The sequence below is a fragment of the Pseudocoprococcus catus genome (genome assembly GCF_019734885.1).
Lineage (GTDB): Bacteria > Bacillota > Clostridia > Lachnospirales > Lachnospiraceae > Coprococcus_A > Coprococcus_A catus.
Genome location: NZ_JAAXCM010000045.1, coordinates 36,657 through 53,798, shown reverse-complemented (window position 1 = coordinate 53,798; position 17,142 = coordinate 36,657). Strand labels below are relative to the sequence as shown.

The 17,142-nt window shown below is 47.9% G+C and carries 12 protein-coding genes; 3 read left to right on the top strand and 9 right to left on the bottom strand.

Translation table 11 applies throughout. The features are described 5' to 3' along the window. From HED67_RS12430 to HED67_RS12420, 3 genes are all read right to left on the bottom strand, one after another. Positions 1-215 (bottom strand): hypothetical protein (locus HED67_RS12430; protein WP_221718495.1); only part of this gene is annotated, 215 nt, incomplete at its 3' end. 341 nt (positions 216-556) lie between these two features. Further along, a complete protein-coding gene (locus tag HED67_RS12425) occupies positions 557-931 on the bottom strand; it encodes a hypothetical protein (RefSeq protein WP_221718494.1) in 375 nt (124 codons plus the stop codon). A 124-nt stretch (positions 932-1,055) separates the two neighbouring features. Continuing rightward, on the bottom strand, positions 1,056-7,181 hold the full coding sequence (locus tag HED67_RS12420) for a DNRLRE domain-containing protein (RefSeq protein WP_221718493.1): 6,126 nt from the start codon (positions 7,179-7,181) through the stop codon (positions 1,056-1,058). Positions 7,182-7,626: 445 nt separating this feature from the next. Between HED67_RS12420 and HED67_RS12415 the strand changes: the two genes are divergently transcribed. Genes HED67_RS12415 through HED67_RS12405 form a run of 3 tightly spaced genes read left to right on the top strand, consistent with a single transcriptional unit; the run spans position 7,627 to position 8,914 of the window. Beyond that, positions 7,627-7,962: a helix-turn-helix transcriptional regulator gene (locus tag HED67_RS12415; protein ID WP_215632274.1), complete on the top strand. Its 336-nt coding sequence runs from the start codon at positions 7,627-7,629 to the stop codon at positions 7,960-7,962. Then, complete coding sequence (locus HED67_RS12410; protein WP_330656609.1) at positions 7,959-8,453, top strand: hypothetical protein; 495 nt, start codon at positions 7,959-7,961, stop codon at positions 8,451-8,453. Before HED67_RS12415 ends, HED67_RS12410 begins: the two co-directional genes overlap by 4 nt. Positions 8,454-8,467: 14 nt before the next feature. Next, complete coding sequence (locus tag HED67_RS12405; protein WP_221718492.1) at positions 8,468-8,914, top strand: GNAT family N-acetyltransferase; 447 nt, start codon at positions 8,468-8,470, stop codon at positions 8,912-8,914. 61 nt (positions 8,915-8,975) lie between these two features. Here the strand turns inward: HED67_RS12405 and HED67_RS12400 are convergent, their stop codons facing one another. From HED67_RS12400 to HED67_RS12375, 6 genes are all read right to left on the bottom strand, one after another. Continuing rightward, positions 8,976-9,848, bottom strand: a complete 873-nt coding sequence (locus tag HED67_RS12400) for a TPM domain-containing protein (protein ID WP_221718491.1) — start codon at positions 9,846-9,848, stop codon at positions 8,976-8,978. Next, entirely contained in the window at positions 9,848-10,858 is a 1,011-nt protein-coding gene (locus HED67_RS12395; protein ID WP_221718490.1) for a TFIIB-type zinc ribbon-containing protein, read from the bottom strand. Before HED67_RS12395 ends, HED67_RS12400 begins: the two co-directional genes overlap by 1 nt. Before the next feature lie 166 nt (positions 10,859-11,024). Continuing rightward, positions 11,025-12,551 (bottom strand): DUF4340 domain-containing protein, encoded by a 1,527-nt coding sequence (locus tag HED67_RS12390; RefSeq protein ID WP_221718489.1) that lies wholly within the window; start codon positions 12,549-12,551, stop codon positions 11,025-11,027. 3 nt (positions 12,552-12,554) lie between these two features. Further along, positions 12,555-14,864 carry a Gldg family protein gene (locus tag HED67_RS12385; RefSeq protein WP_330656610.1) on the bottom strand — a complete coding sequence of 770 codons (2,310 nt, stop codon included), beginning with the start codon at positions 14,862-14,864 and terminating at the stop codon, positions 12,555-12,557. After that, positions 14,773-15,876 carry an ABC transporter ATP-binding protein gene (locus HED67_RS12380; RefSeq protein WP_221718487.1) on the bottom strand — a complete coding sequence of 368 codons (1,104 nt, stop codon included), beginning with the start codon at positions 15,874-15,876 and terminating at the stop codon, positions 14,773-14,775. The genes HED67_RS12385 and HED67_RS12380 overlap by 92 nt, the downstream gene beginning before the upstream one ends. A 249-nt stretch (positions 15,877-16,125) precedes the next feature. Then, positions 16,126-17,136: a hypothetical protein gene (locus HED67_RS12375; RefSeq protein ID WP_221718486.1), complete on the bottom strand. Its 1,011-nt coding sequence runs from the start codon at positions 17,134-17,136 to the stop codon at positions 16,126-16,128. Positions 17,137-17,142 lie beyond the last annotated feature (6 nt).

The following is a 17,142-nucleotide window of genomic DNA, read 5'->3' as shown; positions in this document are numbered from 1 at the left end:
AGTCTATTTTGATCAAACAGCATTCCATATAAAATTTCTTCTATTTCATCGCTATCAAAAAGTACCAATTGTCTTGCCAATGTTAACTTGACATCTATATTTTTGTCATTTGCAAGCATTGAAAGAATACTTATATATTTTTTTACCGATTCATTATCCATATTTTCCAAACTATCAATAAACGTTATCTTTTCTCTAACATTTTTAAATCTCATTTTTAAATTTCACCTTTTAATAATGACTTTTTCTTTTTTGTTTATTGCGTAACTCCCTAGCCTTTTCTTCTGTTTTATAACGCTGCCTTTCTTTCGGAGATAATGACTTATCCCTTGCTCTTCTAGATACTTCCTTATTAGATAAATTTACCAACCCTGAATCTCTTATGTTTTGCTTCCCATCTTTCGATTTTTTGATTTTTTCAGAAACCTTTTTAGTAACTGTATAAGCCCAGCCTCTTACTCCCTTAAATCTGTACAGGTTGTCCCTGCCATGCTATTCTAACATTATCCAACCTCTAACAGCCCCTACGGTCCATTTATAAATATAATTACAAGAATCAGATATCATACAGGAAAGCAAAAATCGCCATATATATGATATTTGCAACTATTAAGATTCCATATCCATACAGAAATACTTGTAATATTGTTAATTCATCATCTATCAGAACATATAACACAAAAATGAGAAACAATATGATATAAACAAATGATAGATAAAGTGAAAAATACATCCACTTCGGTATTTCTTTTTTATCCAGCTTAAATATCTTCCTCATCTTTCTGCTTGGCATGATATAATGAGCCGGATAAAATTTTATCCGAATACCTACTTTTTTTATTATCCGCCTAATGGATAATGAATTTGCATACCATCCCATAAAAGATAATATTGCAAACCAAAGAATAACTCGTGCCATTGCTTTTATCATTTCTACTCCTTATTGTCTCTACTATATCTACCCAATACATCTACTCTACGTCACCTATGTCTCTTTTATTTCATTTCAACATAGGTGACATTTTCTACTTTTTCATATGTCCAAAAAACATATCTTATTTGAACCAGCTTCTTACTTTATTCTTTGCTTTTGTCCATAGCTGAGCAATCACATTGGAAGTTCCCGTTCCAGCAGCAAATTTTATACTGCTAATCCAGGTTGTTCCTTTCAACACGGTATCTCTCCACATTTTTGCTTCCGCAATTCTTTTAGCTGCAAGACTAGCACTTCCTTTCGTGCTTATCAGTCTTGTAAATCGCGCTGTCGTCTTTGAAGCAGTCTTTATCGTGTTAGACAATGCTTTATACTGATTTGCTCCTGAACCGCCAATCCCTCCTGAAACTACACCAGCCGCCGCTGAAACTGCCAGTTCGTCCACTTTTAAAGCACTGCCATTCACCTTACAATCTGCAACATACGATACTGCTCCAACTGCTGCTCCAACTCCAATCTGCCCCGTCAAACCTAACGGGCTTGCTGCCACTGCGCCACTGACGAAACCGCCTACTGCTGCAACCCCCACAGATTTCCAATTGATTTCTCCATTGAACATATACTGTGTTATCGCAGAGCTGGCCGCACCAATTACCATGCCTATTCCGCCGCCTGCTGCCATTATTCCTAGAGTAATCCAGATTTGTCCGCCTGTATCCACTCGCATAACCGGATTGTTATCACAATAAGCATAAAGATTTTTATCATTTAAATCTCCCTGACAATCCAGTACCTCTATGGTATCCGCACTGATAAACCTGCAGATCTCCGGCTGATAATAACGGCTCTTCAGATAGTACATTCTCGTCTCATCATCATAGTAGTACCCCTTAAATCTGTACGGGTTGTCCTTACCAAGACTTGCTGCCAGACTACCTGTAATATTAAGCATCCTGCCCCAACTGTCATAAAAATAGTTTACTACAGCCGTGCCGTTGGCGTCAACCAGTCCCATGATCGTCATCAGGCCGTTACGTACATAATAGTAATCCGCGCCCTTATAACGGATAGCTGTCAGCTGACCGCTGCCGTCATACAGATAATGCTGCCATACGCCGTTCTTCTTCTCTGCCAGGATGCTGCCGCCTGCTGTCAGGTATTCCGTTTTCACGCCGTTCACTGTCTTAGATGTTCGGATGCCGGATGCATCATAAGTATAGGTTGCTTCCAGGCCATCTCCTGTTACCTTGGCAAGCATACTTCCCTTTGTCCAGCTGTAAGTATACTTTCCATCACTCAGCAGGTTACCGTTGGCATCATAGGTAAATTTTCGTGTTGTCCCCTCCACGGTCATAGCTGCCAGCTGGTCCTTCCATGCAGTGCCATAAGCAAATTTCTTTATGACGGTGCCTTCTCCTTCCGGACTGCCGCCTTCTGCTGCCGGATAACTGCGCACTTCTGTCAGGTTGCCGCCTGCATCATATTTATAGCCAAGCCATACCTTTTTATCAGGGTCGTATTCACGGATCAGCTGTCCCTGGGCATCATAGGCATAAGCCTTTCCTGTCTGGCTGCTGTTTTCTGTGACCTTTGTCACATTGCCCCATATATCATAGGTATAGTTTTCTGAATGGCTGCCATTTTTGACCGTTTTCACACGGCCTGTCTGTCCGCCGTCAGAAGCTGTTTCATAGGTATAGGTCGTTGTGTGCTTTCCGCCGTTCCTCTTGATCGTGGACAGACGGCCCAGTTCATCAAAAGCTTTCTCTACTTTCGCGCTACCGCAGGTAACAGAAGTCTCCCGGCTGTCCTTATCGTAGGCTCTTATGACATCCCTGCTGCCTCCTGGTAGGGTGTGGTGCTCCTTCACCAGGCAGTCATTGGCATCATAGGTATAGGTGTAGGCCGTGCCGTCATCAAAGACCGCTTCACACAGTCTGTCCGTCAGGTCATAGCCATAAGTACAGGATTTTCCGGGTACCTGTCCGTCCACAAAACGAGCCACCCTTCCAAGTTTGTCATAGATATACCTTCCGATGGTATAACTTGTGCCATTTTTTGCAGCTTTCACTTCTGTCACACGGTCAAGGTTATCATAGGTGTATGTGACTTCCCAGCCGTTGGCATAGGTGCTCTTTAACAGCTGACCGTTCCTGTCACCGTATGTATGGCTGACCGCTTCCGTCCCGGCGATCTTCACACTCTTTCTGTTGCCGAATCCGTCATAGGCAAAGGTATAGTCAAAGCCGTTATGGGTGATCTTGGTCAGACGGTCTTTCTCATAACCGTACTGCACCTGGATCTGTGTTTCCACACCGCCCACCTGGGCTTTGCCGCTGACTTTTGTCAGACGCCCGACACTGTCATAGCTGTACGCCGTCTGTCTGCCCCCGACGCTCACACTCTTTAAGAGCCCCTTGTTCGCATCCCAGTCATAGCTGCTCTTTGTCCCTTCCGGTGCTGTCTGGGTGGCCATGTACTGCCCTGCGGCTGTCCCTGTGGTGTAAGTGGCTTTGGATGTCATGGCTTTCTTCGCATCGGTTTCTGCAGAAGGGTTTACGGTACGTGCCGTCAGCGGGTTGCCATGGGTATCATACTCGAAGGTATAGCACATGTTGGCGTCTGATTTGGCCTTTGTGACGTTATGTCTGCTGTCATAGTCATACTTGAAGGCATTCCCCTTCGCATCGATGAGCTTTTTCATGTTGTTGCTGCTGTCATACTCGAAGCTGCTGGTTTTCTTCGCCTTGTCCGTGGCCCTGACGATGTTGCCCTCATCATCATAAACGAAGGTATTGCCATATCTCTCCTTGAAGAAGGACAAGCCTGTGAAGTACGCCCTGTTGGCGTTCCTGTTGTACAGGTACATCACCTGGATCTTCGTATACTTCTGCTTCGCCACTGCGGCGCCGTTTAAGTACTGCCAGCTGTCCGTGTCCGCACCGAATTCCAGGTACTGGTAGTTGTTCCCGTTCTTCCCTGCCGCCGCTGCTTCCCCGTCATAGAAGTTGATGCACAGGCCGAAATGGCGGTCCTTCCTGTCTTTGTCCGTATCCGGCACTGTCCTCGGCACGCTCTGCCCGCGCCCCCAGGCACTGGCCATGTAGCAGTCCCCCGCATTCCCGGAGATATCTAACTCATACACCAGGCGCTTGTTCTCCGACGGACCGCCCACCGCCATGAACACGTTCCTTCCAAGGCCGCTCTTTGCCGGCGGGTACATTCCTGAATCCACTGACAGCGTCACCACCCTGTCAAGGTCACCAGAATTCCCGGCCTTCACAAACCCGTCAAGCCCGTTTGAAAAGTCCACGTTGGTCAGCAGGTTGAAGCGGCTTGCCGCCTCCCCTTCTTCCAGCTGGAACCCGTCCAGCCACATGGTGCCCTTCATGTCCACGGCCCGCACCACGATCCTTGTCTTCACCGGTGTGCTGCCGGACGGGATCTTAAACACCAGCTGCATCCGCTTCCATCCACGGTTGCCCCTTATATTCTCAGTATAGCGGGCGATCTCCGTCTGGTCCTCCTTCTGTGCCTGCAGCCAGAAGGATGGTTTCTCCCCGAGCCCCGTCACCGCTGCCCTGCCGTACACCGAGAAAACATAGGTCCTTCCCGCCGGCAGCATCACCGTCTGCACCACCGTGCCGTAGGCGGAGGCATCGCTGCTGGTGAACCGGATACACTTTTTGTTGACAAAGACGATATCATCATCTGTTTCCTCATCCACCTTCACCGCACTGCTGCTGCCGTAGCCGTTCCAGCCCCTCAGTCCGTCAAAGGTCCCCTTCAGCCTCTGCACCGGGGTGAACTGCAGGTCCGAGGCCGCACTCAGCCGGCTCACCTTCCGGCTGGCAAACTCCCAGGCGGCACCATAGCCGTTGTCATCACGCACGCTCACCGTATGCCCGCTGTTGTCAAAGAGGTAATACTGGGAACGCCCCTTCTCATCTGTGAACTTCGTCCGGTTATAGCCGTAATCCAGTCCCAGGCGCATCCCCTCTTCGCCCCCGGCCTTCTCAAGCACCGCCGATACACGCCATGCCCCGTAGGCCTCCGGGCGCACCCAGTTCACATAAAGGTGGTAACCGTACGGATCCGTGATGCCCTTGAGCATATGGTTCCCGTCATAAGTATAGGTGCTCTGTGCCCCGTCTTCATCCGTGATCCCTGTCAGGTGCCCGCTGCTGTCATAGGCAAACCTCTTCTCCTGCCCTGACGGTGTCTTCACCGTCACCAGATGGCCGCTGCTGTCATAGACCAGGGCCACTGCACGGGATGTGGGGTCCGTGACCTTTGTCACCTTCCCTCCGGACCATGTGATGCGCTGTGTATTGTTATTGGCATCCGTGATCTTTGTCAGCAGCCCTGTCTTCTCTGCAAAGCACAGCTTTGTCCCGGACTTGTCCGTGATGGTATATCTCGCCTCACTGTCCCCCTCGGCAAAGGTGAGCTTCTGTCCGAGCCCCAGCTCGTCCTTCCATTCCCCCTTGTCATCCTTTGCAAAGTAATGGACGGTCCCGTCACCTTCCGTATGGGCATAGTACACGGTGTCCCCGATCTCACGGCGGGCGATGGTCTGGTGGCAGTCCAGCCTGAAGCCCCTGCCGTAGCCCAGGTCCTTCCCGCCCGCCTCACTGCTGTTGTACACATGGGACAGGCCCACCGGCAGGCGGCTGCCGCCCAGGCTGAAGGTCTCATGCTCCAGGATCAGGTTGCCTGTATAGTCATTGATATGGATGGTGCCTGCACGGCCCGCGGACTGGCTGTGGTAAGTCCAGAAGCCCTCCAGGCCCGAATAGTTCACATACTGGATCAGGATATGCGGGCGGAGGCTGGCAAAATCCTCATGGATGTCTGCTGATGCATACTCCGTATAATGCCCCGTCTCCGTATGGTCCTTCACCATCAGCCCATAGTTCTTCCCGTTCATGTACCAGTCCTTCACCAGGTTTGTGATGTCAAAGCCCTGTTGGTCTGCCTCATCTGTCTGGTAGACGGCATAGTCGATGACCTGTCCATCATACCCCGGTCTGTTGTCCCATGTCAGTGTCTTGTGGTCCCAGCTGCCTGTCACCTTGTGCACATCGATATATCTGGCGGCACTGCCGCTGCCGGCATATTTTGTCAGCCAGAACCATGCGGATGTGATCATCTGGTCCGCACGGTTGATATAGGGCAGCTCGAACTTCATGTAGCTTCTCAGGGTAGAGCCGTCCACACGGCCTGTCTTCAGCAAATGGCTGTTATAAAAGTTATCCCCGTGGTAATAGGAGGAGACATGGCAGTCCCTGATCTTGTCCCTGTCCACAGGGGTGGAGACCACCGGGTCGATCGTCACCGGATAGGCTCTGTCTTCCGCTCCAAGCCATTCGCCGTCTGCTTCCAGCCTTACATAAGCTTCCTTGTTCTTCTTCCCGCCGTCATCGGTGAGGGTCAGTGTCAGGCCACGACTTATACTGCCCGCCGCATCCTCCATATATGGTGCAGACAGTCTGTAGGCTTCCATGCCTTCAGCATCTTCAAATACAACATCTGCGCCATCCTGTCTGGCTCTCAGTTCTCCGGGGGCATATCGCCAGGTAAAAGACTTCACTGCTTCTGCATGCTTCAGCACCAGATCCTCCTTCAGCCTGTCCGGGCCGATGGTATATCGGATATCCACACCCTCAAAGGCTTCAGGGTAGAGAACGCGGCTCTCCAGGTTCAGCACCGCATACGCGGCTGTCGGGTCGGCATTCCCGGCATGAGCATTCATAGCATCATCTGCTGATTTCAGGATCTGCCGTTTCACGGAACGGGCATCCACGAAGCCCCATGTGAGCTTTGTATCCCCCTCGCCCAGGCGGACCATGTTTTTCTTCTTCACCTTGTTGGACAGGCGGACACGGAAGCTGCCTGCGATATTCGCCACATCGCCGCTGCCGGTATCCTCACCCGCACTTTCACCGTCAGCCGCCGGATCAAGGGCATGGACCTTCACACCTGTGCCTTCATCCCCACTGTCTGCTGCCTGCATGGCAGTGCTTTCTTCACTTTCAATCTCATCCTCATCGGAGGGCGGCTCGTCCTCCGCCGCCTCCAGGCGGTTGTCGATCTCCTCCCAGCGGCCGTCCTTCATGTAATGCACCGGTGTGCCGTAGATCGCCGCCGTAAAACTGTGGTCCGCATGTTCAAACACCTTCATGCAGGCCGTTCTCTTTGTCACATCTTCTCTCATCTCTGTACTGTTTATTAACTCTTGACTCATTGTTCATTCTCCTTGTCTTTTGTCTTTATTTATTACAGTTGATCGTGTCATGCAAAGCTCCGGATATTTGCGCTGCCATCACGGTATTCCCAGTTCATGCACCGGCTGTATTCCCGAATTTTCAGAAATTCACTCAGCATCCAGTGTTCTCTTATTCTAAGATACCCGTTTCAAGGTGGTTCTCTAATAAACAGAATTCATCTCTTTATTTTCTCTGTTTCCGTGATGTTGAGGTTATTATATTCCCCTTTTCTCGGAATGTCAATAGCTATTTTCTATTTTTTTAAGATTGCGTTGACGGAATGATTGAAAAATGGTATAATTATCTCAGAAAAACCAGACCCGCAAACATCTGAGTATCCAAGATGATTTTGCCGATTATCATCTTTATGCGGATAGTTATGTTTTGCAAGAATATTAACGGTTACAGAAGGAGATTTTTTCAATGAAAAGCACTGTTGGTGAAACCTTAAGGAAATGCAGAATTGCAGCCGGGAAGTCCGTACGGGAGATGTCAGAGTTATTAACCTCCAACGGCTTCAAAGCCTCTGAGAAGACAATTTACAGCTGGGAGAACGGCAACAGCCAGCCCAATCCTGATGCACTTTTAGTCATGTGTCAGGCTTACGGGGTAAAGGATGTCCTGGGTACCTTTGGCTATGCCCCTGAGAAACCGACCACCATCGCCGCCCATTTTGACGGAGATGAATTTACACCTGAACAGCTTGAGAAGATTAAGTCTTTCGCTGCTTTTATCAAGTTTGAAGACCAAAGGAAGTGATATATCTGAATACTTATGAACAATTATTGCAGGATGCAGATGACGCACATGTCACAGTTCATGAAGCAATTGATCTGAACGGCGACACAGCATCATCCAAGCGGCTGGATGGTCTTTACATAGATAACCATATCGCATTGGATTCACAGTTGAAGACCACCGCTGAGAAGACGGCCATTCTTGCAGAAGAAATAGGGCATCACTTTACCAGCGTCGGAGACATCACTGATTTGAAGGATGCAGGCAGCAGACAGCAGGAACTGGACGCCCGTCTGTGGGGATATAACCGCCTCATCGGACTTCGCGAAATTATCCGTGCTTTCGAGCATCACTGCCAGAATCGCTATGAGATGGCCGAATATCTGGATGTGCCTGAAGATTACCTGGAAGAAGCCCTGTCCTGTTATAGAAGTAAGTACGGTGTCTATACGCTTGTTGACAACTATACGATTTACTTTATTCCGAATATATCGGTTATGAAGCATTTTTAGAAAGATTTTAAACAATGAAAATTCACGAGATTACCCCCAAAGACTACACCGACCTGCACCGTCTCTACTGTCAGCTGGAGGATGACTGGACCTCGGACATCCAGGATATGATCCGCGTCCTTGAAGAAGTGAAGGATGACCCCCACTATCATCTGGTGGGCATTTTTGATGATGAAGACAAGCTGGCGGGCACCATTACCCTCAGCAAATGTCTTGATCTGACAGCCAAAGCCCGTTTTTATTATTCCCTGGAGAATCTGGTGATTGATGAGAATTACCGACATCAGGGATACGGGCAGGCGCTGATGCAGTATGTAGAAGACTATGTGCGCCGGCACAACGGACGCTATGTCAATCTGACATCTGCCGTCCATCGCACCGACGCACACGAATTTTATTATCGTATCGGTTTTCCGAGAAATTATACCATAGGTTTTAAGAAAAACGTGGTAGACGATTAATCATCGTTCCGCCACGTTTTGCGTTTATCATTTATATTGTAACAAGTATTTCGGCTGCTCTTTAGAAGCTTCGGCCGCCGCCTCCATGGGTACCTCCGCCGCTGCTCGTATGGATGCCGCCTCCACCTGAACCGCCATGGCCGCCTCCGCCGCCCCTCGGTTTCTCGATATGACGTCTTGTCACTGTCCGGTTCATGAAACGATCCTCTTTGGCGTCCAAATGAGAAGCGGAAGCATCGAAATAAGTCCGGCTGTTGGTTGTCACATGACCGCCGCGTCTGAATACCATGGCAAATGTTGCAACTGCACCGATAGCCATGGCGATCAGCAGACGGATCAGCACACCGAATGCATCCATACGGGCACTTTTGCTTGTTGACCGCCCCATATAATCACGGACACCTTTCAGGAAGGCTTCACAAGTACCTTTATAATCACCATCCGTGATGTGGTTATAGCAGTTATCCAGTACTTTGCTGATTCTGTAGTCATCATAATAATTCATGGCCCGGCCCTGGGTGGCCATATAAATCTGCCGGTTATCCATATCTATCAGAAACAGAATGCCCGGATACTCATCTCCTGACATAGACTGTCCGATTTTCTCCGCATAGGCATCGGCATAAGCCTGTGAACTCATTCCGCCGGCATCATTCGTTGTCACGATAGCAATGTCTGCACTATATTTCGAAGAATATTTCTCCAGTTGCGTCATCAGCGACGCTTCTTCATCCTCCGACAAAAGATTTGCCTCATCATAAATACCACTGGCCGCCTTTTTCGCATCAGCCCCTTTATCTCCATCTTGATTCGCTGCCAATGCAGTCTCTCCGGACGTTTCCGCTGCTTCTGCCTGAAAAGCTGTCATTCCTGATGCCATTCCCAGTCCCATGACCATCAACAGCACCATCAGAAAATGCAATACCTTTTTCATTACAACAGCCCTCCAATCACCATCAGTACAGCAAAGGCCGATGCCGATATGCCCGCAAACCAGCCTGCCACTTTGCCCCTGCTCACAGGCGGCTCACCGATAACCTTGCCTGTCTGGCCATTCATGGCAAATATATAGTCTTTGTCCCTGTAGCGATAGGAAATAAACCAGATCGGCAGATACACATAGTCGCTGCTGATATGGTCATAATCCATCTGTTGATGGTCAATATGTACACTTGTGTAACCGGAAATCGTTGAACGGGCCTGTTCTGCAGCATATCCGGCCACCTGCTGCTTCACCTGGGGCAATAAATCCTCTGAACGATAATCTCCCTGGTCCGCCTCAAATCCCGCCAGATACGGAATCTGGAAAGTTCTCAGTGTATCGAATCGGTAAGGCTCCAGCTTTGCCATCAGCGTATCGTCCATCTTCTCTGAAGCATCATGGGGCACTTTCGTATATTCAAGGCGCATTTTTCTCCTAACGTCAAAGAAATCTGTCTCCGTATATTCCGTCTCGCCCCGGACATAAACATGCACCCGTGTCGCCGTTCCCCGTACATCCACATTCGTATCTACATCATACAGCCAGTAAGGAATGTACAGTGGCTGAAGCCGCTGGATATTCTTTGCTGCCATAAATCCCTTAGGCGAGAAGCGTCCGTTATGACACCATTTTCTGAAGGCTGCCTCCGCTTTCTCCCTGTCCAGTTCAAAAGGCAGCACATAGGCCGGCCGCCACTCTCCGCTCAGACGATCCGCCATCACCAACGGTGCCCCACAGTATTCACAGTGCGTGGCGCAGGTTTTGGCTCCCGCTGATAAAAGACCGCCGCAATTCACACAATAGCGCGGTTTATCTGCCGGTTCTTCGACCGCATTCTTATAATTCTCCTCATCCGGTCGGATATCCTCACTGTGATCACAATGATCACAATGAAGCTTTCCAAGCTTGATATCATATGACATATCTGCCCCACAGTTCGGACAGCTGAAATTCACAATCATTAAAACTTCCCCTTATCATCCTATTTTCTCAGCAACTATAATTATCTTAATCATACCATTTTCTCTCTCCACCCGCAATCAATCCTGAAGCAAAAAAGAGACTTTCAACGGAAACAATTTTGTTCCATTGAAAGTCCTTTATTCGCACTTGAAGCTGCACGCTTTTTTATTTTTTGAGCAGTGCCGTCATATCTTCAACAAGTTTTTCGACGTCCCGCTTGTTGACCAGTTTTCTGGCCTCACCATTGATTTCTGCCAGATGGAAGCTGCTGTCATAGGCTGTAAATGATATGGTTGTCTCGGTATCATCTTCCCATTTGACAGTGACACTGATGGCCGCATCCCCGGTTGGTTTTGCCGCTGTATCAAGGATCTTCTCCGCAGACATACCGGAAAGATCACTGTAAACGGAAGATAAGTCTGTCAGGGCGATTTCCGTATCTCCCTCATACCACTTTTCTTCCTTCTCAGCCTCTGTTTCGGATTCCGCAACTTCTTCCTTCGCCAGATGCCAGCTGTCGCTGCCAATGGTGACATCAATGCTTTTTGCATTGCTCAGAGTACCGGACAAAATCTCATTGTCGATAAAATCTGAAGCTTTCTTTCCGATCAGTTCTTTGATTGTATCTGCACTGATAACATGTACTTCCTTTGAACCGTCCATAGCTGCATAGTAATCCCCATCGTCATTCTGACTGCCGATATGAAGGACTACCTGTTTCGCAACCTTCACCGTTTCTGCTTCCGTCTCGGTTTCGGTTTCCCCGGTATCTGCCGTTTCTGAAGTATTTTCTGCTGCACTTTCTGCCGATGCAGCCTTTGTATCATCTGTACTGTTTGCAGATTCGCTGTCATCAGAATCCCCGCTGCTGACAGTCTCTGTTGTGGTGTAATCCACCGTCACATCAGCAGTTGGCTGGTCCAGACCATATTTTGATAAATCCTTGCAGTTATACTCTACATGACTCTTGAAGGTAATGCCTGTGACGGCACTGATAAACTGCGATGCGGATGAAGAAGCACAATTCTCCTGCTCTTTGCCATTTTCCAGTACTGTCTGTCCGCCTTCACTGTCGTTCTTGATCTCCAGTGTATGGCCATTCGAATTCACACTGATATCTGTAATGCTGTCTGATGTGATGGTCGGAAAGCTTTCCATGTCAGCCAGCTGATAGATATCTGAATTAAATGAATCCGCAAAGTCAGAGGAAACCAGATAGACCGCATCGTCCCCACTGATCTTTAAGTAGGCTCCGCCTGCTGCATCATTCGTATCCCCTACAATAAATTCAGCTTCTTTGCCGTCACTGGCTGTATAACGAACAGTCAGTACCGGTGAATCCAGACCGTATTCTGATAACGCCTCCGGCTTTTCCAGTTTTCGTGTGGCCGAGACTGCTCCCAGCGTATTGGTCATGGTCGTCAGACTGTCCTGATTGACCGGGAATTTTTTATCCTCAGCATCATACCAGGTGCCGTCTTCCTTTATAAAGGACAGGCTTTTGCCATCCTTTTCATAAGAAATAGCCGTGATCTGGCCACTGTCCACACTGCTGATCACAAGGGAGTCATCAGAGTCATCAGACTCTGAATTGGCTTCCTTCTGATTCATTTTTACAACGAGTAAATAAAGAACAGCTGCCGCCGCCAGGCAGATCATAGCAATGATAAGCGCTTTTTTCCTGTTCTTCATGCTTTATTTCCTCCTCCTTCTGAACCATACCACACCGCCGCCGATCACAAGAGCCGCCGGAATCAGGATAACAACTGCACCCCAGAATCCTGCATCTGCAGCTGTCACTGTCAGGTAGGTTGTAGACAGGCTCTTGGCCGGTATGGAAATACTTTCTTCTTTATCGATCATCCAGCTCATGACGTTGCTGATGAGTTCATAATTGCCGCCTGATACAGCCTGGTTCATATTTTCATCCAAAAGCGCTGAAGATGAGAAGTAAACCAGTTTTGTCTCCACATCATTATATTCTTCAGCTACCGCAGCACCAACTGTGAACGGACCTTCCTCATCACCGGAAGCCTTTTCTGTTGTTGTCAGGTTCTTCAGATCTGCCTTTATATAAGACTTGCTGCTTGTCTGTAAAATCGGCTGTGCCGAAACAGTGCTTCGTACATCATCAGAAATATTGATATTCTGTGCATACGGCATCAGCACCAGATCCTTGGATGTCATGCTGCCCACCGCATCTGCACTCTGAATCCTCGGAATCAGATAAGATGGATAACCCGGATAATAATGCTGGCTGTTGCCTTCAAAAATCAGTCCCGCGCTTGTGGACAGGCCATAATTATTCAGAAGCTCTGCCATATTCGGCATATCCGTCTCTGTATAGTCTGTAAAGATCAGCACATGGCCGCCCTTTTCCATATAATCCAGTATACGGTCTTTTTCATCTGCCGTAATATCCTTCTGCGGACCATTGATCATCAGACAGTTCGCATCATCCGGAACTGCCTCACTTGTCACAAGGTTCAGTTCCTCAATATCAATATTCTCCTTTTCAATCTGGCTGGTCAAAGTATCTGAAAGGGATGACTCATCATGACCGGTCAGTGTATACAGCTTCGGCAGTGAATCCGATGTCACATAATCAATGGCACTGGTCAGCTGACCTTCCGCATCAAAACCTGTTGTCTGGCTGCTGTAAGTGGAATAATCAAATTCCGACTGATAAATATCACTGTAATTGATGACTTTATATTTGTCCCCACACACAACGATTAGGCTGTTGTCTGACAATGAACTGTCTGTATACTGTTTGGTAAATGAAGGATTCACCACCGGATCCTTTGTATGCACTTTGATATGACTGGACAGAGACTCATAACGTTCCAGCACTTTCTGGATCTGTTTATCCTCCTGTCCGCTCTGGGCAACCAGATAAACATCCACATCCGAATCCAATCCCTTGACGAACTCCTTCGTCTGATCAGTAATCGTATAAAGCTGATTATCTGTCAGGTCAAACTGGGTATATTTAACCGGGATCTGTCCCACAACCAGATTGACGACCACCACAATGGCCAGCATAACTGCTGTCATCAGCGCATCGCCGCCCCAGCGTTTTCTCTGGATGGCCTGAATCGTCAGGAAGATACAGAATCCGATGATGGATAGATAATAGACAATGCCTGTCACATCAAAAACGCCTGAGCCAAAGTTGGAGAAAAAGGATGTCATATTAAAGGCACCCAGTGCTTTTGCCACTGAACCTGCCATCCAGTCTGATTTTACAAAGAAAATGATAATATTGACTGCTTCCGCAGCAATACCTGCTGCCAGCGCAATCTTTAGATTGGCGGTCAGATTATAAACCAGCCATGCCGCAAAAAGGATGACAAGAATCCAGATAACAAAGGATGCCACCGCCGTTGATGGCAATGATTTTGTGATCGTACCCGTAATATAAAATACAAGCAGCACAAAGAAGGTCAGCAGCGCCGCAATGACCTGACTCTCTGTTACAGAAGAGATGAACAGACCAATGGCAATGCAGGCTGCCCCGTACAGGAAATAGCCGAGAATAGCGGTATAGGCCATCGACAGGGAAACCGTGCCAAACCGGCTGAGGATCAACGGATAAAAACAAGTCACCAGAAGTGCCAGTCCGAATACTGTCACCATGGCCAGATACTTGCCAACCACGATCTTCCACATGGAAACCGGTGCTGTCAAAAGCAGCTGATCTGTCTTTCTGCTTTTCTCTTCCGCCAGAATACGCATGGTCAAAACAGGTGTCATCAACAGGAATAAAACAATGACGCAGGACAATGTATAGCCAAAATATGGATAACCGGAAGCAAGGTTAATAACCGCATAGTAGATACCGATGACCACCAGCATAAAGGCCATGCAGATATAGCCCGTCATTGATGTAAAATACGAACGTAATTCTTTTTTATAAATCGCTGCCATGCTCTGCTGCCTCCTCTCCGTTATCTGTATTGCTGCCGTTTTCTGCAGTTGCTTCTGTTTCTGTCTTTTCGTCATCTGCAGCAGCAATATATTCTCCTGCTTTGGCTCGAATATCCTCTGCCGCTGCTGCATTCTGATCTGCTGCATCTGTTGTACTGTCCGCAGTCAGTTCCATGAAGACATCCTCCAGTGATTTCTTGATCTGGTTCATGGCATAGGTTGGGCACTGGACAGCCGCCAATCTGTAGAAGATCATATCCCGAATTTCTGTCTTCGGATCACTTTGAATCATCACATCCACACAATCCTTCTCATCAGATTCTCTGTATTCGATGTTCTCCACACCTTCCACTGAATCCAGTGCCCCTTTGATCGTCTCTTCATCACCCTTGACCGTCAGATGCAGGGTGACTTTATCTTCCATAAGCTTGCCGAGATTGTCCGTTGTATCACTGGCTACCAGTTTGCCGTGGGACAAAATCAGCACATCATCACAGACCGCACTGATCTCCGACAAAATATGGGAACTCAGAATGACGGTATGTTTTTTGCCAAGGCTTCTGATCAATCCGCGCATCTCGATGATCTGAGCCGGATCCAGGCCGACCGTCGGTTCATCCAGAATAATGACTTCCGGATAACCAAGCAGCGCCTGTGCCAGTCCGACACGTTGTTTATAACCTTTGGACAGGTTGTGGATCAGACGATCCTTCACGTCCTCAAGTCTGGCATCTGCAATCACCTTTTTAACTTCTTCTTTCCTTTTATTCTTTGCAATTCCCTTTAATTCAGCCGCAAAACGCAGATATTCAAGGGGTGTCATATCCGTATACAGCGGCGGGATCTCAGGCAGATAACCGATACACTTCTTGGCCTCCTCAGGATTTTCCAGCATATCATGTCCATTGATCATAATACTGCCCTCTGTTGGTCCGATATAACCGGTGATCATATTCATCGTCGTGGATTTGCCGGCGCCGTTAGGCCCAAGGAAACCATAGATATGGCCTTCTTCCACTGTAAAACTCAGATGATCCACAGCCACATGATCGCCATATTTCTTCACAAGATTTTTGACTTCTATCAAAGTCTCTCTCCTCCTTCTCACTATTTGAACAGACAATTACGAAACCCAGAAATTCCAATATGACGAATAAACTATTCAAAAATACTCGCTTTCAGAAAACCAGTTCGAAACTTAATGGGTTTCGTAATCATCTGTTTCATGCTATATAAAAGCATAGCTAACCTTTGTGATTTTTTAGTGGGAATTTTGTGACGAAAAAATGACCATTTTGTGAACAGTCATAAATGGTCATCTTCTCTGCCTGTATATTTAACTTTCATCTGCTGTCTGATGAACAGCTCCCAAGACAATTCGGTCGTAGGCACTGACATCCTGCTGCCACCGCTGATAACGGCTGTCCTTTCTATGATCCTCCAGCTGATAATCCTTTACCAGATAATTCCCCAGCCAGACACTAATCTTTTTTGCCCCGCTGTAATTCAGATGATTGCCGCCATCCCGGCTGTCTGTCATCCAGTCGAATCCTGTTTCTTTCATTCTGTCTTTCATATTAAAATCTATAAAAGAAATATTCCTGGACGAAGCATAGTCCGCCACTGCCCGATGCCTGGCCATATTCCATGAATTGGCTGACGGCATCTCCACAAACATCACCTGGATTCCCGCTTCCTGGCAGATTTCAACAAACTGATCCAGGCTCTTCATGGCAATGGCATCAATCTCTTCCTTCTCCTTTGTTTCAGCCATGTAATCGTCACCTTTATAGGCCACCCGGTCACCGGAATAGCGATAACCCTTGCCGGAATCATGCCATGGTTTCTGCTGTTTTCCCATAAGCTCTGATAAGGTCACACTTTTCCACCGGTCATGATATTCCAGCACCGGAAAAAGATAATTGACAGCTGTTTTGACAAGGGATGTCAGATGACCCTCCATATTTTCCTGGAAAAGGGTATCTGTCTCCAAAATGACAACTTTCGGCTTCTGACAGGTCAGTACCTCCTGCAGCAGCCGCACCGACTGATCAATGGTCTGATTGGGTTCTCCACAGGCAAAGCCCGCAATACCATGACTTTTCCACAATTCCATCGGGGAAAATCCACTGGCCAGATCGCTGTTGCCGATGGCTGCTATATCCAGGGAATTTTTTTCTTCTCCGTAAAACCCACGGGCTCTGTAATTGTGCATGCCGCCGCTGCCGGAATTAGATCTCGGCATCAGCGCTTTTGACATTCCTTCCAGCAGCAAAACCGCCAGCAGGACAAACGTGATAATTTTCAATGCCCTTTTTACAAATTGTTGTCTATTAGATATATGCATCTTCCC